Below are 18,599 nucleotides of genomic sequence, written 5' to 3' on the forward strand. Positions count from 1 at the left end.
GGTGTTTCTGCCCAGAAGATCCGGTGCGGGACCGCCTGGTCCGTTGCTCGGTTGGCGCATCGCCAGCCTGGCGGCAGGTGCGACTCTGGCCCTCCTCGGGCTCTTGCTCGACCTCGACTGGATGATTCCGGCGGCCATCGGGATACTCCTGATGGGCATGGTTCTGGGAGCTTTCGAAAGGCGGGGATGACCGAGCTGGGAAGCCGGGCTGCGACCGCTCTTCCTGGACCTCAGAAGGGTTGCTAAAATACTGTCCAGGGAAAAGGGTTGCTAAAATACTGTCCAGGGAAATCGGGGGCACTATAGAGTCAACCAACGGGCGAAAGGAGGGCTCGCTAAACTGAATCGGAAAGTGTCTCAAAGTCGTTGGCAGGTTCCGCATCAACTTGAGGGAGTCACGACCATGGAGCAGATTCAGAAGACTTACAAATACTTGCCGGTGACGTCGGCCTCGGCAGGACCCGCGAGTATGCGTACTTCATCTTCTCGCAGCACGGGATCGTCCCGTAGTTCGAGCTCCAGCCCCGTTCCGCGTCGGAGCAGCGGCATCAGGCCGGACTCCTCCTCTAGAAGGTGCAGCGCCACCTCCGGATGCAGTCCGATGACGATGCGTTTCGCGTTCCCGTCCGCCGCCGCGCGCCGGATGCCGCGCTCGACCCGTCGCGCTACCGTCGCCGGCGAATAGACGCGCCCCGAACCCCCGCAGGAACGACAGCCGATGGTCACCCGCTCGAGCAGCGGAGGTCTGACGCGCTGACGAGTCATCTCCAACAGGCCGAACTGCGAGATCTCGTTGGTTCGGGTGCGCGCGCGGTCCCTGCCCAGATGGGTGCGCAGTTCGTGCAGGACCTTCTGCCGATGTTCGGCTTCCTCCATGTCGATGAAATCGATGACTACCAGTCCGCCCACGTCGCGGAGCCTGAGCTGGTGGGCGATCTCGCGCGCCGCCTCGAGATTGGTGCGCAGGATCGTCTTCGCCGCATCGGTGCCCGATCCGGTATAGCGACCGGTGTTGACATCTATCGCGACCAGGGCCTCGGTGGACTCGACGACCAGGTGCCCACCCGACTTGAGTTCCACCCTGGGCTCGAAGGCGCGATGGAGCTGGTCGAGGACGCCGGCCTCCTCCAGCAGACTTCCGGATGCGCCGTCGTGCAGGTGTATGCGGTCCACGAGATCCGGCGCCACCTCGGCCACATAGTCTCGGACCTGGGCGTAAACGGTTTCCGGTTCGACCCGAACCGCCTCGAAGCTGTCGGTGAAGAGATCTCGGATGACTCCGCCGATGAGCCGGGCCTCCTTGTGAACGACCCCCGGCGTTTCCAGCGCGTCGATCTTGGCTTCGATGCGCCGCCAGGTGCGCCTCAGCCCCGCAAATTCCTGAGCCATGCGCTGGGGGGTGACTTCTTCGCCGACCGTTCGCACGATCACGCCGCCGTTTTCGCCCGTGTCCCCCACCACGGCGGCAGCCATACGTCTCAGGGAATGACGCTGCCGCCTTCCCTCTATCTTGCGGCTCACCCCCACTCGTCCGGAGAAGGGCAGGTAGACCAGGAACCGGCCCGCCAGCGAAATCTCGGCAGTGACCTTGGGTCCCTTTCCGCCGATCGATTCCTTGGTGACCTGAACCACGATCCAGTCGCCGCGACCGAGCCTTTCCTCGATCGCGTCTCGCTCCTCGGCAGCGTCGGAATCGTCGTTCTCGACGAGATCGCGCGCCTGGAGGAAAGCCGCCTTTTCGAGCCCGATGTCCACGAAGGCCGCCTGAATACCCGGAACCACGGCGTCTACCCGGCCCTTGAAGACGTGACCGGCGATGCGGTCTCGGTCCGGACGGTCGAGCATCACCTGGGCGAGTCGTCCGTCCTCCACGATCGCCACCCACGACTCGTGGTCGGTGGCGCTCACGAGGATTTCCCGCTTCACGCGGCTCCGAAGCTGGCGGCCTCGGCGTCGAGAATCGCCGTCGTCTCTCTTGTGAGAAGGCGCGAGAGTATCAACCGCTGGATCTCGCTCGTGCCTTCGCCGATCTCGCAGACCTTCGCGTCACGCATGATGCGTTCGACCGGATGGTCGCTCGTGTAACCCGCCGCTCCCAAGGTCTGAATCGCACCGTGCGCCGCCCGCATCGCGAGTTCGGAACAGAACAGCTTCGCCATCGACGCCTCGCGCTCGAAGGGATGGCCCCGGTCCTTGAGCCAGGCCGCGTGATAGGTCAGATGCCTGCCGGCCTCTATCTCGGTGGCGAGATCGGCCAACCTGAATCCGACCTGTTGGAAATCGATGATCTTGCGACCGAATTGTTCGCGTCGGGTAGCGTACGCCGCCGCCACGTCGAGGGCTCCCTGCGCGAGTCCCAATGAGAGCGCGGCGACGGCGATGCGACCTGCAGTCAGCGTATGCAAGGCGTTTCCAAGTCCCGCTCCTTCCGCTCCGAGTCTGAACTCGGCCGGAACGCGGACGTTGTCGAAGAAGAGCTCACGCGTGTCCGAGGCGCGCCAGCCCATTTTGTCGTCCTTGACTCCCGGCACCACTCCTGCGGTGCGGGGAAGGGTCGGGTGGGTCCATCCGCTCGCGGACGCCGCGGCCCTCTCGTCGTCGCAGATGTGCTTGCAGACCACGAAAGTGCTGAGACTGCGGGCTCCTGCCTCGGGATCGGTCACCGCCGTAACCACCATCACCTGGCCCACCCCTGCGTGGGTGATGAATATCTTCGCGCCGGAGATGGAGTAGGAGTCGCCCTCTCGCCGCGCCCGGGTCGTCATCGCCGCCACGTCCGATCCCGATCCGGGCTCCGAGAGCCCGAAACCGCCGATCACCTCTCCCTTCGCCAATGGTGGAACGAACAGGCGCTTCTGATCATCGTCACCAAGGCTCATGATCGGAGAGAGACAGAGCCCCGTGTGGGCAGCCACGGTGATCGAGTGACTGGCGTCCACTCGGGCCAGCTCCTCGACCACGAGTACGTAGCTTAGGAAGTCGAGCCCCAGACCACCGAGCTCGCGAGGCGCGGTCACGCCCAGGAGACCCATCTCAGCCATCTCGCGCACGGTTTCCCACGGAAAGCGGGATTTTTCGTCGAGCTCCCGCGCAATGGGGGCTATGCGCGCCTCGGCGAACGAGCGCACTCGATCCCGTAGTCTTAGGTGACCGTCGTTCAGGTAGCGTCGCATTTAGAGTTGAAGTTGTCCTCGGCAACGATCGCACGCCCCGCAACGTCGGGGTGAGGACTCGCCGAAGTAACGCAGGAGCGCCGCTCGCCGACACCGGCGGCCGCATGCGAATGCGTCGACAGCGGCCAGTTTCTCGATCGCGGCTCTGCGAAGCGAAGCGGCCCAGGCGAAGTCGGCCCTTGCCGTCACCCCCACCTGAAGCGGATACGACACCTCCGCCGGGCCTATGGTTCCGGCCTCCGGAAGGGGTTGGAGGGGATGGATGGCTCCGGTGCGTTCCAGAGCGGCAAGGGCGTTCGCGACCGCGCCGGGCGTGGCCACTCCCGCCAGTCGGGCCACTTCTCCGAGCTCCGTGCTGGAGACGCGGTTGGCGTCGCTCACCGACAGGAGAACGCGATGCACGTGGCGGAGACGACGAAGATCGGGGTGCGTCGATTCCACGAAACTCTCTCGGAGCCCGCGATCCCGGGCGGAGTAGAGCGCGACGCAAAGGGCCGGCTCGCCGTCCCGTCCCGCCCGTCCGGCTTCCTGATAGTAGGCCTCGAGGGTGGTGGGCAGGTTGAGATGGACCACGGTTCGCACGTCGGGTTTGTCGATTCCCATGCCGAAGGCGTTCGTCGCGCACACGATCCGGCACTCGTCCCCGAGGAAGACCTCGAGAGTTCGGGAACGCTCGCTTCCGCTCATTCCGGCGTGGTAGGTCTCAACCCGATGACCGAGCCGCCTGAGCCCTTTGTCCGCTTCCTCCACGATCCTCCGGGTGGCCCCGTAGACGATGCAACTGCCCGCACGAGACCCGAGGAGGGAGTGAACGATCCCGATCCTGTCCTCACCGCGACCGAGCTTCCTTATCTGCCAGCTCAGATTGGAGCGGTCGAAGGATCTGACCACCTTGCGCGGATCCACGAGCCCGAGGTTGGAGGCGATGTCCCGCTGGACATCGGGGGTGGCGGTGGCGGTGAGCGCGAGCAGGGGAGCGCGGGTACGGCTGCGGATGCGCCCGATCATCCGGTAGGAAGGTCTGAAGTCGTGCCCCCACTCCGAGATGCAGTGCGCCTCGTCGACGACTATGAGGCGTATGTCCGCGCTGCTCAGAAGCTGGGAGAAGGCCTCGCTCCCGAGACGCTCGGGAGCTACGAAAAGGAGGTCGAGCCCATCCTGCTCGGCGAGCTCCAAGGTCTCTGTGCGCAGCTTCGCGGGCTGGTTCGAGCTCATGTGGCGAGCGCGCATGCCCAGCTCGAGGGCGCGTCTCACCTGGTCCTCCATGAGCGAGATGATGGGAGTGACGACGATGGAGAGTCCGCGCAACGCGATCGCGGGCACCTGGTAGCAGAGGCTTTTTCCGCCCCCGGTGGGGAGGATGCCGAGGGCGTCCCGTCCGGCGATCACCGCCCGCACGATCTCCTCCTGCCCGGGGCGAAAGGAGCGGTAGCCGAAGCGTTCCCGGAGTATTTTGATCGGGTCGTCAGTCACGCCGGCAAGATCGCGACCGATCCCGAAAATCGGAATGTCGGATTGGGACACGGCGCGAAGTGCGTCCGAAGCGGCCGCGCTAACGCTGCGCGAACCACTCTCCCGTGAGCAGATCCCTGTAGATGACGAACTGCCCGCCCTCGTTCAGGACGACTTCGAAGTACCTCCTGGAGATGGGGTCGCGCCACCATTCGTCGTCGATGCGCCAGCTCTCCCGAACTGCGGCGACCTTACGGGCGGGCCTGCCCGGAAAGCGCACGAAGGCGGGCAGATCGTCAGAGCCGAGGCGCACGTGGAGCGGGCGCGGTCGGTGGAGAGGACGTAGCCGATTCCCGTGCTCGGGAGTGCGAGGAGAAGACATGGCGACTCCTTCCTCCCTAGAAGCCCGTTGAGAAACTCGCGCGAGCATCGAGAGCGGCGGCGCTCGGATCCTCTTCGCCGAACGAACTCGAATCGAAGCTCATCAGGGCGTAACGCCGTTCCGGCAACCGCGACCAGGGCTCCACCTCGACCACTCGATAGAGCGGGGGATGGCCCAGACGCAGACGAAGCTCGCGAGCGGCGTCCCGCAGAGCCTCGGGAGTCTCTCCTCGGTCCAGAGCGTAGCCTGCGGCACCCTTGCCTCCTTTCGTGGGAGCGAAGAGCTCGGATTGCAGGCTGGAGGCGCCGAAGGCGGTGAACTCGAGCGCGAGCGATTCCACGGCTCTCGGCGGCGGCGAGAGCTCCAGCTTGTCCCGCAACGGCGACGCGAGTCGGGAAACCTTGGCCGCAGGCTCGCGCAACGTAGCTCTCGCCATCCACGATCCGCCCCCTTCCAGACGGGCGCGCAGACGCAACTCGACAACGCCCCGTCCGCGCCGCTCCCGCCGCGCAAGGGCGAGCTCGATCAGGCGATCTATCGCCATGTGCAGAGTGCTCTCCACGCCTGCCGGATCTGGGAAATCGAGTACGACCCGTATGGGGCGCGGCCGATGGAGTGGGCGCACGGGATCGATGCGCCTTCCGGTAGCCCACCCCAGCGCCTGCGCGCCATCGGACCCGAACTGCGACGTCAACGCGGCTGCCGGAAATCTGCGCAGGGCCCCGAGAGTGGCAACCCCTAGTCGCTCCAGGCGCGCGATCATGCGCTCGTCCAGAGGAAGCGCCCTGACCGACCTCGGTGCCAGAAAGCTCGCGAGCCTGCCCGAGGGGACGATCAGGCGGTCACCGGGACGGGCGGACACGGCCGCGACCCAGGCGCCGAACTTGCCCTCCGCCATCCCGGCTCGCACGGAAGCCACCAACCTTGCGGGCAGCACGTCGTGAAGGGCGTTCACCGCACGACTCACCTGGCGGGCGGGAGATCCGAAGAGCCGCTCCAGGCCGTCCATTCCCAAGAAAACCCGCCCGAGACCGGCAGGCTCGACAACCGGAGTCACGCCCGTGAGGGCCTCGAAGACGGCCTCGCCGGCCGCCTCGTAGTGAGCGGGATCCGGCTCGAGCAGGGTAAGGCCCGGGCAGAGGGCGACCGCCCGGGAAACGAGCTGGCCCGGCTCCACCCCGGAGTCCCGTGCCCTGCCCGACACCTGCCAGACGCTCCTCCTCCGCTCCGACCCCGGGGCGAGGAGGGCGACCGAAGTGTCGTCAAGCTCCGGCGTGCGCACGAGCTCGAGTCTGAGCTCGAAAGTCGGAAGCCAGAGGCAGAGGGCGCGACAGCCGCCGAAACCGGACGGACGGACCGCGCCTTCGGCTCTCCGCGAAATCGGGCTCGTGACTGTGGATCCCATGGCGAGAAGTGAAAACCGAATCTATTCCGAATACCGTAATATACACCTATCGTCTCGAAGCGCGGGGAGGGCGAGATGGGCGAGGAGGGACGAGAGGGCGAGATGGACGGACGCTCCGGTCGTGGCGCGGTTCGCCGGCGTTCGATAACTTCCTTGCCTGGCAGCCCGCAGGCGAAATTCGCGCGAACGCCGAGAGCGGCGTAGCAGCCGCTTGCGGCGCGAGGAGGGACGAGCAGCGCCGCTATTCGCCCGAAGAGCGACACCAGGCGAAGCGTCCAGCGCGGATGCGGCGCCCGCGCTGCCGTGGGAGGCTTTGTCCACGGACTGCCGGAACCGACCTCCGCCGTCCGCTCCCGATCCACCTACCCGCATCCACCCGCCACCATGAAAGAGCCTTCGCTTACGCTGGGCGTAGAAGAAGAGTACCAGGTCGTCCATCCCGAAACCGGCGAGCTGACCTCGTTCATTCATCGCCTCCTCGACGAGGATGCGCTTCCGCCCGAGATCAAGCCCGAGCTCCACCGCTCGGTGCTGGAGGTGGGCACCGAGGTCTGCGAGACGCCTGCCGACGTCCGCACCGAACTCACGCGGCTGCGGAACGCCGTGCAGAAAATCGTATCCGAGGACGGCCTGGAGATGGTCGCCGCCGGCACTCATCCGTTCTCGTCCTGGCAGCAGCAGGAGATCACGCCGCTCGACCGCTACATAGGCATCGAGCAGGATCTTCAGGATCTTGCGCGCCAGAATCTCATCTTCGGGATGCACGTGCATGTCGGCATCGACGACCCGGAATTCCTCATGGACGCGATGAAGGTCTCACGGTACTTCATCCCGCACGTGCTCGCGCTCTCCACGAGTTCCCCCTTCTGGATGGGGCGCAGGACGGGTCTCAAGTCGTACCGCAGCGTTCAGTGGCGCAACTTTCCGCGCACCGGCATTCCGCCCACGCTCGATTCCTTCAATCAGTACCAGAGGATCGTCGAGGTTCTGGTCAACGCGAACTCAATCCCCGACGCGTCGAAGATCTGGTGGGACGTGCGTCCCCATCACATCTTTCCCACCATCGAATTCCGCTTCTGCGACATCTGCACGCGCCTGGAGGAGGCGGTGTGCATCGCGGCGATCTGTCAGGCGATCGTAGCCAAGCTCTGGCGCATGCGTCGCGACAACATGTCGTTCCGCGTCTACCCTGTCTCACTTATCGAAGAGAACAAGTGGCGAGCGGCGCGCTACGGCATCAGCGGCAATCTCCTCGACCTGGGGCAGGAACGCGAACGTACGGCGCGGGAGCTCATCCGGGAGCTCGTGGAGTGGTTCCTGGACGATGTGCTCGACGACCTCGGCACCCGCAAGGAGGTCGAATACGCCTTCCGCATTCTCGAGGAGGGCACGAGCGCCGACCGACAGCTCCGTGTCCTGGACGAGACCGGAAGCATGAGAGAGGTAGTGCATCATCTCGCGGCGGAAACGGTAGAAGGGCTTTAGAGGCCTGCGGACAACCTCTCACGGACTGTCGGCGGCCGCTCTTCGGCGGCGCTTCACGCATATTCCTTTCTATCTTTCCGGGTGCCTTTCGCCCCCCGAACCTCGGCTTGCCCGCCACCCGAGAAAATCTGCCATTGACTTACCGACCGACACCTCCCGAGAACGGGGAGCCCGTAACTTTCAACGAAGGCCTCCGCGTTCCGGATCGACCCATCGTCCCCTTCATCGAAGGAGACGGGATCGGGCCCGACATCTGGGCCGCCACCCGACGCGTCACCGACGCCGCCGTCTCCAGGGCCTACGGGGGTGAGCGCTCGATAGCCTGGATGGAGGTGCTCGCGGGCGAGAAGGCCTTCCGGAAGACCGGGGAGTGGCTTCCACAGGCGAGTCTCGACTCGATCGCGGAGTTCGGAGTCGCCATCAAAGGACCGCTCACCACCCCGGTCGGAGGCGGCATCCGCTCGCTGAACGTGAGGATCCGGCAGGCGCTCGATCTCTACTCCTGCATCCGTCCGGTTCGCTGGATCCCGGGAACGCCTTCACCCATGAGGGAGCCGGAGAAGCTCGATGTGGTCATTTTCCGAGAGAATACCGAAGACGTCTACGCCGGCATCGAGTGGGAGTCGGGAACCCCGGAGGCCCGTCGCGTGCTCTCCTTTCTCGACACGGAGATGGGAACCCCGATCAGGGAGGGGTCGGGGGTGGCCGTCAAGCCCATCTCGCGCTTCGGAACCAGGCGCCACGTCGCCGCCTCCATCCGGTACGCCCTCGAACGCGGACGTTCGTCGGTCACCCTGGTGCACAAGGGCAACATCATGAAGTTCACCGAAGGCGCGTTTCGCGACTGGGGATACGAGGAGGCCGCCGAGAACTTCGGGGAACGCACCTTGCCCGAGAGCGAGATCTGGAAGGGCGCGCGCCCCGAGGGACGCCTGATCGTAAAGGATCGGATCGCGGACGCCATGTTCCAGCAGGTCCTCCTGCGACCCGACGAATACGATGTGCTCACGACCCCGAATCTCAACGGCGACTATCTCTCCGACGCCTGCGCGGCCCAAGTAGGCGGCCTCGGGATGGCGCCGGGCGCGAACGTGGGAGACGCGACGGCCGTCTTCGAGGCCACGCACGGAACGGCTCCGAAATACGCTGGGCTCGACAAGGTCAACCCCGGCTCGCTCATCCTCTCCGCCGTCATGATGCTGGAGCACATGGAATGGGACGAGGCGGCCCGGATCGTCGACACCGGAATCGAAGGCGCGGTCGGCGCCCGGACGGTCACCTACGACCTCGAGCGTCAACTTGAAGGGGCCACCAAGGTGTCCTGCTCGGGCTTCGCCGAGGCCATCGTCTCACACATGCGGCGTGCGTGACGAGAAAGCTGAAGATCACCTGCGTCGGTGCCGACCTCGTCCGTCCGGTCCCCCTGCTCGCTCTGGGAGTCGGCCGCAAGCGGGCGTCGGCGGGCCCGGGAAGCGCCCTCGCCAAGCTCGACTCCCGCTTCGGCGGACGGATCGGCGCGGTCATGGGGCGGGATTTCCGCGGCGGCGCCAAGGACGAGCTGCTGCTCTATTCTTCCCGGACCGGTGAGGACGGGGACCCAGGCCCGGAACGCGTCCTGCTCCTCGGAACCGGTGAGCCGGAGAACGGCGCGTCCTCCGGAATGGACTCCGCATGCGCGCGGATGGACAGTATGCGCGGGGTGGCCGCCAGAGCTCTCCGGCGCGCCGACCGCCTGGGTCTGCCTGCGTTCGCGCTCGGCTGGGTTGAAGACGCCGCAGACGATCACGGGTCCGAATCCCAGGCGGCCGCCGAGGGAGCCGTACTCGCGAGCTGGAGTTTCCGCGAGCTCAGATCCGACAGGGAGGACGGCGAAGATCGAGGGACGGTGGCCTCGCTCGAGCTGGCGGGAGGCGACGAGAAAGCCGCTCGTATCGGCGGTGTGCTGGGCGAAGCCGCCAACTTCGCTCGCACTTTGCAGGCACGACCGGGCAACCTGGCGACTCCCTCGGCCCTCGCCCGCTCAGCCGAGAAGATGGCGGCAGCGGTCGGGCTCGGATGCGTCGTGTTCGACGAGAAACGGATGGCCGCCGAAGGCATGGAGGCGATTCTGGCGGTTTCCAAGGGCTCGGCGGAGGAGGCTCGGCTGATAGTCCTGGAGCACCTCGGAGGAGAGCCGGACGACGCGCCTCTGGCTCTGGTAGGGAAGGGACTCTCGTTCGACGCCGGCGGCATCTCGCTCAAGCCGCCGCTCCGAATGGAGGAGATGAAGTACGACATGTCGGGCGGTGCGGCGGTGATCGCGGCGATGAAGGCCATCGCCGAACTCGATCTCCCCGTGAACGTCCTCGGCGTGGTCCCGTCGAGTGAGAACCTGCCTTCCGGAACCGCCGTGAAGCCCGGTGACGTGATCGGCACCCGGGCAGGCAAGAGCGTCGAGGTCGTAAACACCGACGCCGAAGGGCGCCTCGTTCTTGCCGACGCGCTCGACTGGGTCTCGGACAGGAACCCCCGGGCCATCGTGGATTGCGCGACTCTGACCGGCGCGGCGGTCGTGGCCCTGGGGCGTCACGCATCGGCGGTACTGGGCACCGACGACGAGCTCGCCGCCCAGGTCGTCGCCGCAGGCGAACGCTCCGGAGAACGCTGCTGGCGACTTCCGCTCTGGCCCGCCTACCGAGATCAGCTCAGGAGCGAGTGCGCCGATCTGGCGAACGTGGGCGGACGTGCGGCCGGGACGATAACGGCCGCCGCCTTCCTCAGGGAATTCGTGGACGACACGCCCTGGACTCACATCGACATAGCGGGCACCGCCTACGGAAAGGCCCTTAAGCCTTACCAGAGCAAGGGACCCCACGGACTTCCCACGCGCCTCCTGGTCGAATGGGCGCTCGCCAGAACCCGATGAGACGGTGGCCGCCGCGTTTCGTCTGCGGACTATACGCAGTCGCCCTCCTCGGCTCGACTCCGGTTCGGCCGGCTTCCGCGCTGGGACAGGATCCGCCGCCTCCCGACTCTCTCGCACCGCCCGACTCCGTCGTCTCCGATTCCGCGCTGGCAGTGCTCGACTCTGCGGAAGCGCCGCCCGACACCGCGACGGCGGTCGATTCGCTCATCGCCTTCGACCTCCCCGAGTTCACCGGTGGCGCCCGCGCCGACCAGACCGGATGGAGCTTCGAATGGGACCACGACGAGATCATGGCTTCGGCGGCGGTCTCGCTCGGAGAGCTCCTTTCCGAGGTGCCGGGCATCCTCGTGCTGCTGGGCGGAGACTACGGCGCCCCGGTGGGCGCAAGCACGTACGGGGTCGGTGGGGGAGGCATGCGGATTTTCAGGGACGGCTTCGAACTCTATCCCTTCGCCGGCGGCGTTCCCGACCTGTCGCGCATCGGTCTGGGGGGAATCGAACGCATTCGCGTCACCCGCAACCTCGGCGGGATGACGGTCGAGCTCTTCTCGCTCACTCACAACGACGGACGCACCTTCTCGCTCATCGAGGTGGGAACGGGAGAGAGCGACACCAATCTCTTCAGAGGTGCGCTCGCGGCTCCACGGTCCCTCGGCGGAAGTCTCGGAATCTCCCTCGAGCGGATCGACACCAAAGGTTCGGGCGGAAATGAGCCCGGCAACTTCGCGGGCACCTGGTTCCGCTATCAGTGGCATCGCGGCGACCGTCTGGGCGTTGCGCTCGATTACCGAAGCATGCGCTCCGAGACCGATCTGGAACCGTCTCCCTCGGCTCTGAGCAGAACCGACTGGGTCGTGCGCGCCCGGGGAAGGAGCGGTGGCCTTACCGGAGAGATGTTCTTCGGCACCTCGTCCCACGGGCTTCCCGAAGCGAGCGACACCTCGGGCGTGGGACCCGGCGTCCGATACGAAGGCGGGAATCGGAGACAATTCGGCGGGCGAGCGGAGTACGCCGGATCGGGGGCATGGGCCCTGGGCGAGGCTCGGTATTTCCCGGGATCTAGGCTGCCCGCGCTTCGGATCGACGGCTCCGTCGGTTACTCCCGCGACTCATGGGGAGGCGTGGAAGGGCGCTACGAGCGCTCGACCTGGGAGGATGACGGTCTCCAGGCGCGGAGCGTTCGCGCATGGACCGCGCCGCTCGCCGGCGTCATTTCGCTCTTCGCCTCCATCGAGGACGGCGACTACGGGACGCGGAGAAGCGTGGTGAGCGAACTCGTCTCGCCGGGCGACCCGCTTGCCGAAGAGGACTCCCTGCCCGCCGCCGAGTCCCTTTTCGGGGTCGCGGCGCGCTCGGGTCGCCGAATCGGCGCCGCCCTGCAATGGCGCGGCGCACTGGCTTCGGGCGCGGCGATCTCCGCCTCGGCGGACACGATCTTCCCGCTCGCGCTGGCCCCTGAAACCGAGGCCGAGGCGGTCCCGGGGCTGGCCGAACGCCAAGGGCTCGAATTCCGAGGCCGGATACCCGTCCCCTGGATCGACGGTCTCTCCATGGAGGGTCACTATATGAGCTGGGACGCGCACGCTCCCTACCTTCCGCGCACGAGTTACGGCGGAGCCCTGGTCTTCCACCGAACCTACCTCGAGAGCGGCAACTTCGAATGGTGGTGGAGAGCGGGGCTGCGCGGCCACTCGGAGCTGACCTTGCCGACCCTCGCGTCCGCCGACGCCAACGGGGCCCGCGCCTTCGTCTCGACGCCTGTCTTCCGGTACTGGTACGCTCGCACCCAGGCGCGCATCCTTACCGTGCGTATCTTCGTGCGCTGGGACAATCTGACCGGAAACCCCGAGCTTCAGTACTTCCCCGACCGCGTTCTCCCCGCGTGGCGAACGATCTTCGGTATCCGCTGGACGATGTTCAACTGATGAGGTCCGTTCTCGTGCTCTCGGCTCCAAGCGGGTGCGGGAAGACCACTTTGGCCAAGGCGCTGGTGGCGAGGTCCGACCGATTCGTGTTTTCGGTGTCGGCGACCACGCGAAAACCCCGGCCCGATGAACGCGACGGCGTCGACTACCACTTTCGCGACAAAGCCTCGTTCCTGCGCATGGTCGAGAACGGCGAGCTCCTGGAGTGGGTCGAGGTGCACGGCAATCTCTACGGCACCCCGCGCGCCGGCGTGCTCGACCCGAGTCGTCCGGGGCTCTGCACGGTGCTCGACATCGACGTGCAGGGGGCGCTGCTGCTCAAGGCCACCACCGTCGATCCGCTGCTCGTCTTCATCCTGCCGCCGTCGCTCGAAAGCGTGCAGAAGCGTCTCGCCCTCCGCGGGAGCGAGCAGGATGACGAGAGAAAAAGGAGGTTGAGAGCCGCCCTCGACGAACTCGAGCGGGTGCGCCGCTTCGACGTGGTCGTGGTCAATGACGCGCTGGAGGAGTGCGTGGACGAGCTCATGTCCGTGGCCGAGGGGCGGGGAACGGGCATTGGAGCTGAGGAAGCCGCCCGCAGGGTGAGCGCACTGCGGCGCGAGATCGAGACCATGAAGAAGTGGGACCCGGAGTAGGGAGGGACTCAACCGGGGAGCGCCGGAGAACCTGCACCAAACCGTCCCCCGAGTGTAGCTTTGAGAAGCCCGCTTCCGGCGAGGCGCCCACCCCCATCGACAGCAACGCAAGGAACGGGAGCAAATGAAGGTTTTCACCCCTAAGGAGTTGGCCGCAGGAGCCGAGAGCAAATACCTCGGCGTTCTGGTGGCCGCGAAGTACGCGCGCGAACTCAACACCATGCCCGTGGACCGACTCCCGATCGACCGCGAGGAGAAGCTCACCACGCGGGCTCTCAAGGCGCTTACCCGGAACGAAATCGAGTTCAGGCTGGTGAAGCGCAAGGGGAGGGGTGAGACGGACTGACGCTATTGCGGTTCCGGTGGACTCCGAGGCAGGACGAAGGCCGTGGCTGGCGCGGCGCGTCCTGCTCGGCGTCACCGGCGGAGTGGCTGCCTACAAGTCCGTGCAGGTCGCTCGCGATCTGACTCTGCTGGGCGCCGAGGTCGACGTCGTGCTGTCGGCGGCCGCTCGGCGCTTCGTCACTCCGCTCTCGTTCGAGGCTGTAACCGGACGCCGGGCGCTCACCGAGCTCTTCTCCGCCGAAGGCGCGGCGCGCCACCTCCGCCTGGGGAGTGACGCGGACGCGGTGTGCGTCGCTCCCGCCACCGCCGATTTCCTGGGGCGGATGGCTGCGGGCCGAGCCGACGATCTCCTGACCACGAGCCTGCTCGCCGTTCGCGCTCCGATCCTGCTCTTTCCGGCCATGAACACCCTCATGCTCGAGCATCCGCGGGTGGCGGCCAATCTGGAGAAACTTCGAGGGACGTCCGGAGTGGAGATCTGCGGCCCAGGAGTCGGCAGGCTGGCCGCAGGTGAGGTCGAGGGCGCGGGACGGATGTTGGAGCCCGACGAGATAACCGCGCTGGTCGGCAGGGCCCTCGGTTCGGCTCGCCTGGGCGCTCTCGCCTCCAGGAAGGTGCTGGTCACCGCAGGTCCGACGCGGGAACCTGTCGACACCGTGCGTTACCTCGGCAACCGTTCGTCGGGGCGCATGGGTTACGCGCTGGCCGAGTCCGCGTGGCTGCGGGGGGCCGACGTGGTCCTCGTAACGGGGCCGAGCGAGCTCTCCGTTCCGGACGGGATCGCCGTGCGCAGATGCGAAACCGCACGAGAGATGCGAGACCGCGTGGTCGAGATCGCACCTGACCGAGATCTATGCATCTTCGCTGCGGCGGTGGCGGACCTGCGGCCCCGGCAGACCGCCGAGCGAAAGCTCAAGCGGCGCGACCTGCCGGAAGAGGTCTTCCTCGAGCTTGCCCCGAATCCGGACGTGGCGCTAGCTGCCGTTCAGGCGATGGAAAACGAAGGCTTTTCGGTCGGATTCGCACTGGAGAGCGAGAACATGCTCGAAAACGCCCGCGCCAAGCTCGTCGGCGGTCGCTTCGACATGGTCGTCGCCAATCCCGCCGGCGACCCCGATGCCGGATTCGGAGCGACTACCAACCGGGTGACGGTTCTCAGGCCCGGTCGAGAGCCGGAGAAGCTCCCGCTCATGGAAAAGACGCGGGTGGCCGACGCCATCCTCGACCGGATCGAAACCGCGCTGGAGCGTCGGTGAGTCGGGCGCGGCTGCTTGCCAGCTACCTGGCCCATCAGCGTGAAGCCGGGCTTGGCGAAGCCTTCCTCTCGCGAATGAGCGCTTCGGAGTTCATGACCGTCGCCGAAGAGATCAAGGCCGAGGAGACCATCGCCGTCGGAGCGGGTTCGGCCGCCGGGAAGGCGAACGTCGCGGGGGTGGGGGCCGGTTCCGCCTCAGCCGTCGCGAATCCGTCCGCCCGGTCCTCAGGTCTCCTCCCGGACGACGAGAGGGAGGCGATCAACCGGACGGGAGGTGAACTTCCTTCCAGCCACGACGACCTGCGCGACGTGGCGCTGGTCTGCGAGCGCTGCACACTCGCGGGTGGACGCACCCGGGTCGTCTTCAACGACGGCGTCCGGAACGCCCGGGTCATGGTGGTGGGTGAAGCGCCCGGAGCGCGGGAAGACGCGACCGGAACGCCCTTCGTCGGTCCCGCCGGCAAATTGCTCGACCTCCTCCTCGCCACGGTGGGGCTCTCGCGGACGGACAACGTGTATATTGCGAACGTCCTCAAGTGTCGCCCGCCCGGGAACCGCAATCCGCACCCGCGTGAAATCGAGAGCTGCTCGCCCTTTCTTCTGAGACAGATCGAGATAGTCCGACCCAGGATCATCCTGGCCGTGGGAGCGTTCTCGGGACGGTTGCTGACGGCGCGGGAACGCTCCCCTCTCTCGAAACTCCGAGGAAAGGTGCACAGGTATATGGATCGTCCGCTCGTGGTCACGTACCATCCGGCGGCCCTGCTTCGCAATCCCCGCTGGATCCAGGCGACCTGGACGGACCTTCAGCTTCTGCGCCGAGAACTCGGAGGGAGCTGAGATGGAGATCGCCACGGCAACGGCTTCGGCGGCGCTGGCCCCGGATCCGCCCTACTCCCTCGAAGCCGAGGGCGCCGTTCTGGGAGCCGTTCTCATCAACGGCGACGCGCTCAGCCGAGCTACGCAGACGGTCAGGAGCTCGATGTTCTATCGCGAGGCGAACAGGCGCATCTTCGGAGCCGTGGAGGCGCTTTTCGAACGGGGCGACATCGTCGACATCATCACCGTCAGCGAAGAGCTCAAGCGCACCGACGACCTCTCGCGCGCCGGAGGGCTCGAGTACGTCGCGTCGCTGGTCGACACCGTGCCCACCGCGGCCAACGTCGAGTATCACGCGCGCATCATCCGCGACAAGTCGCTCCTGCGCCGGCTCATCGAAGCTGCCAACGAGGTCGTCGCGGAGGCCTACGAACAGGGCGGCTCGACGGTTCGCGAGATCCTCGACCGCGCCGAGGCCCGGGTATTCGAGGTCGCCGACAGCCAGGAGCGCGATTCTCTCAAGAAGATCAAGGAGCTCGTCTTCAGGGTCTACGAAGAGGTCGAGGAACACCAGGAGAAGGGCGCCGAGGTCACCGGCGTCCCCACCGGATTCAGCGACCTCGACCGCATGACCACGGGACTGCGACCCGGAGATCTCTGCATCGTCGCGGGGCGGCCTTCGATGGGCAAGACGGCCTGGGCGCTCAACGTGGCTGCGAACGTATGCGTCCACAAGGAGATCCCTGTCCTCCTCTTCTCCCTGGAAATGTCGGCGCAACAGATCGTTCAACGTCTGATCTGCGCGGAAGGTGGCGTCGACGCCCAACGCATTCGCAAGAAACACGGACTCGACGGAAGCGGAATGGAACGCCTGCTCAGGGCCGCCCACCGCCTCTCCCAGGCGCCGCTCTGGATCGACGACAAGGCGGGCGGCACCGTCCTGGAGATCAGGGCGAAGTCGCGCAGGCTCCAATCGGAACTTCGCAGCGACGGCAGGAAGCTCGGCCTCGTAGTCGTCGACTACCTGCAACTGATGTCCGGCTCGGGGCCGGTGGAGAGTCGCGTGCAGGAAGTGAGCGCAATCTCTCGAGGACTGAAGGCCCTCGCTCGCGAGATCGAGGCGCCGGTGATGGCGATTTCGCAGCTCAGCAGGGCGCCCGAACAGCGCCCCAGCAAGCGGCCCCTCCTCTCCGACCTGCGCGACTCGGGCTCGATCGAACAGGACGCCGACATAGTCTGCTTTCTCTATCGCCCTGAGTACTACGAACAGGACCCGAGTCGACGCGACGACGTCAAGGGTCAGGCGGAGGTGATCGTCGCGAAGCAGCGCAACGGGCCGACCGGCACGGTGGAGCTCTACTTCAGGCAGGAATACACGCGGTTCGAGACGTTGGGGCGGGATGACCGAGCGGAACGCGCGGACTGAACCCTCGGAAGCGAGGGTGGGGGTGGTGATCGCCGGTGCGGGCTCGGGAAGAAGATTGGGAGGCGTGAGCAAGGCCTTGCTCGAAATGGGAGGGAGATCCCTCCTCGAACATTCTCTCGCCCCCTTCCTCGCGGAATCTCGCACTGCGGCGGTCGTCGTCGCCCTTCCCCCCGCCGAGGTCGTCGAGCCGCCTGCGCGACTTGTCAGGTTGTCGCGGGTGAAGTTCGTCGGGGGAGGGAAGGAGAGAGCGGAATCGGTGAAGGCCGCCCTGGAGACGCTTCCCACCGGTCTCGACGTGATCGCCGTCCACGACGCCGCTCGGCCGCTGGTGACGGAAGACACGGTCACGAAGTGCTTCGACCTCGCGCTGACGGGAGTGGGCGCCGTCGCCGGGATTCCGGTGGTGGATTCCATGAAGCGCGTCGATGGGGCCGGGCGGGTGCTGGAAGAGGTCGAACGCGAGTATCTCTGGCACGCGCACACGCCCCAGTGCTTTCCGGCCGATTTCCTGCTCCGGGCCTACCGGGCAGGGTTCGGCGACGCCGGGAGCGCGATGGTCGCCGACGAGGCGTCACTGGCCGCCCATATGGGATTTCCGGTGGTCATGGTGGCCGAGGATTCCCCCAACCCCAAGATCACATATCGAAGCGACCTCGAGCTCGCCGAGGCCGTCCTTTCCCGACGGCGATGACGGGACGGGCCTGCAAACACCTCGACGATCCCCGCCCGGCGGGGGGTCGCGCACCCGGCGGACCGCGCGTGGGGCAGACGGAGGTCATCGACCTCGTCGGCGACCCGGACGCCTCGCTCCTTCCGGCCCTCGACTGCCTCGACCGCCACGGTATCCTCGCATACCCAACCGAAACGGTATACGGACTCGGTTCGCTCGCGACGCCCCGAGGGGTCTCGAGCCTGGCAGCCGCGAAGAACCGCCCGCCGAATCGTCCTTTCATTGTTCTGGTGGGCTCGAAGGCCCAGGCGGATAGCCTCGCTTGGAATTCTGCGGCCGAAAGACTCGTCGAACGCTTCTGGCCAGGGCCGCTCACCATCGTGCTCGGAGATCCCGACCGGAGCTTTCCGCCGGGCGTGCGCAGCGTCGAAGGAGGCGTGGCCGTTCGACTCTCACCCGATCCCGCAGTCAGGCGTCTGCTGGACGAGCTTGGGGAACCGGTCACCTCGACCAGCGCCAATCTTCCCGGCGAGAGTCCGGCTCTCACCGCAGCTTCGGCAGTGGAGACGCTGCGGCGCATCGGGGTAGTGGGCGGATGCGTCATCGACGGAGGAGCCAGGGTCGATACGGCTCCCTCCACTCTGGTGACCTGCACCACGCCGGCCCCCAGGATTCTCCGGGAAGGCGCGGTGCCGAAACCGCTGATCCTCGACCTTTTCTGA

The 18,599-nt window shown here is 66.5% G+C and carries 17 protein-coding genes; 12 read left to right on the top strand and 5 right to left on the bottom strand.

Annotated elements, in window-relative coordinates:
- Positions 1–43: 43 nt before the first annotated feature.
- A complete protein-coding gene (locus J4G12_01280; protein ID MCE2454437.1) occupies positions 44–190 on the top strand; it encodes a hypothetical protein in 147 nt (48 codons plus the stop codon).
- A gap of 233 nt (positions 191–423) precedes the next feature.
- On the opposite strand, the gene J4G12_01285 is transcribed toward J4G12_01280, so the two are convergent.
- The 5 genes from J4G12_01285 to J4G12_01305 all read right to left on the bottom strand — a co-directional run bounded on the left by J4G12_01285 (position 424) and on the right by J4G12_01305 (position 6,412).
- Complete coding sequence (locus J4G12_01285; GenBank protein MCE2454438.1) at positions 424–1,926, bottom strand: Rne/Rng family ribonuclease; 1,503 nt, start codon at positions 1,924–1,926, stop codon at positions 424–426.
- Complete coding sequence (locus tag J4G12_01290; GenBank protein ID MCE2454439.1) at positions 1,923–3,173, bottom strand: acyl-CoA dehydrogenase family protein; 1,251 nt, start codon at positions 3,171–3,173, stop codon at positions 1,923–1,925. Before J4G12_01290 ends, J4G12_01285 begins: the two co-directional genes overlap by 4 nt.
- Positions 3,174–4,697 carry an ATP-dependent DNA helicase RecQ gene (locus J4G12_01295; GenBank protein MCE2454440.1) on the bottom strand — a complete coding sequence of 508 codons (1,524 nt, stop codon included), beginning with the start codon at positions 4,695–4,697 and terminating at the stop codon, positions 3,174–3,176.
- Positions 4,698–4,725: 28 nt separating this feature from the next.
- Positions 4,726–4,938: a hypothetical protein gene (locus J4G12_01300; protein ID MCE2454441.1), complete on the bottom strand. Its 213-nt coding sequence runs from the start codon at positions 4,936–4,938 to the stop codon at positions 4,726–4,728.
- Between the two features lie 85 nt (positions 4,939–5,023).
- Positions 5,024–6,412, bottom strand: a complete 1,389-nt coding sequence (locus tag J4G12_01305; GenBank protein ID MCE2454442.1) for a DNA polymerase Y family protein — start codon at positions 6,410–6,412, stop codon at positions 5,024–5,026.
- 384 nt (positions 6,413–6,796) lie between these two features.
- Here J4G12_01305 and J4G12_01310 point away from each other — a divergent pair, with 384 nt between their 5' ends.
- The 11 genes from J4G12_01310 (at position 6,797) to J4G12_01360 (ending at position 18,599) form a co-directional block, all read left to right on the top strand.
- The gene (locus J4G12_01310; protein MCE2454443.1) at positions 6,797–7,897 is read left to right on the top strand and encodes a carboxylate-amine ligase; all 1,101 of its coding nucleotides are present in this window, start codon (positions 6,797–6,799) and stop codon (positions 7,895–7,897) included.
- 134 nt (positions 7,898–8,031) lie between these two features.
- Entirely contained in the window at positions 8,032–9,267 is a 1,236-nt protein-coding gene (gene icd, locus J4G12_01315; protein MCE2454444.1) for an isocitrate dehydrogenase (NADP(+)), read from the top strand.
- Positions 9,264–10,802 carry a leucyl aminopeptidase gene (locus tag J4G12_01320; GenBank protein ID MCE2454445.1) on the top strand — a complete coding sequence of 513 codons (1,539 nt, stop codon included), beginning with the start codon at positions 9,264–9,266 and terminating at the stop codon, positions 10,800–10,802. The genes icd and J4G12_01320 overlap by 4 nt, the downstream gene beginning before the upstream one ends.
- Positions 10,799–12,727 (top strand): Plug domain-containing protein, encoded by a 1,929-nt coding sequence (locus J4G12_01325; protein ID MCE2454446.1) that lies wholly within the window; start codon positions 10,799–10,801, stop codon positions 12,725–12,727. The genes J4G12_01320 and J4G12_01325 overlap by 4 nt, the downstream gene beginning before the upstream one ends.
- Positions 12,727–13,362, top strand: a complete 636-nt coding sequence (gene gmk / locus J4G12_01330) for a guanylate kinase (GenBank protein ID MCE2454447.1) — start codon at positions 12,727–12,729, stop codon at positions 13,360–13,362. Before J4G12_01325 ends, gmk begins: the two co-directional genes overlap by 1 nt.
- A 124-nt stretch (positions 13,363–13,486) precedes the next feature.
- Positions 13,487–13,708, top strand: coding sequence for a hypothetical protein (locus J4G12_01335; protein MCE2454448.1), 222 nt, complete (start codon positions 13,487–13,489; stop codon positions 13,706–13,708).
- A 16-nt stretch (positions 13,709–13,724) separates the two neighbouring features.
- Positions 13,725–14,963 carry a bifunctional phosphopantothenoylcysteine decarboxylase/phosphopantothenate--cysteine ligase CoaBC gene (gene coaBC / locus J4G12_01340; protein ID MCE2454449.1) on the top strand — a complete coding sequence of 413 codons (1,239 nt, stop codon included), beginning with the start codon at positions 13,725–13,727 and terminating at the stop codon, positions 14,961–14,963.
- Positions 14,964–15,139: 176 nt separating this feature from the next.
- Positions 15,140–15,802, top strand: a complete 663-nt coding sequence (locus J4G12_01345; GenBank protein MCE2454450.1) for a uracil-DNA glycosylase — start codon at positions 15,140–15,142, stop codon at positions 15,800–15,802.
- Position 15,803: 1 nt separating this feature from the next.
- Positions 15,804–17,207 (top strand): replicative DNA helicase, encoded by a 1,404-nt coding sequence (dnaB, locus tag J4G12_01350; GenBank protein ID MCE2454451.1) that lies wholly within the window; start codon positions 15,804–15,806, stop codon positions 17,205–17,207.
- Entirely contained in the window at positions 17,182–17,898 is a 717-nt protein-coding gene (gene ispD / locus J4G12_01355) for a 2-C-methyl-D-erythritol 4-phosphate cytidylyltransferase (GenBank protein ID MCE2454452.1), read from the top strand. Before dnaB ends, ispD begins: the two co-directional genes overlap by 26 nt.
- Before the next feature lie 68 nt (positions 17,899–17,966).
- Positions 17,967–18,599 (top strand): threonylcarbamoyl-AMP synthase, encoded by a 633-nt coding sequence (locus J4G12_01360; protein ID MCE2454453.1) that lies wholly within the window; start codon positions 17,967–17,969, stop codon positions 18,597–18,599.

The sequence above is a fragment of the Gemmatimonadota bacterium genome, from assembly GCA_021295815.1.
Lineage (GTDB): Bacteria > Gemmatimonadota > Gemmatimonadetes > Longimicrobiales > Gaopeijiaceae > JAGWBQ01.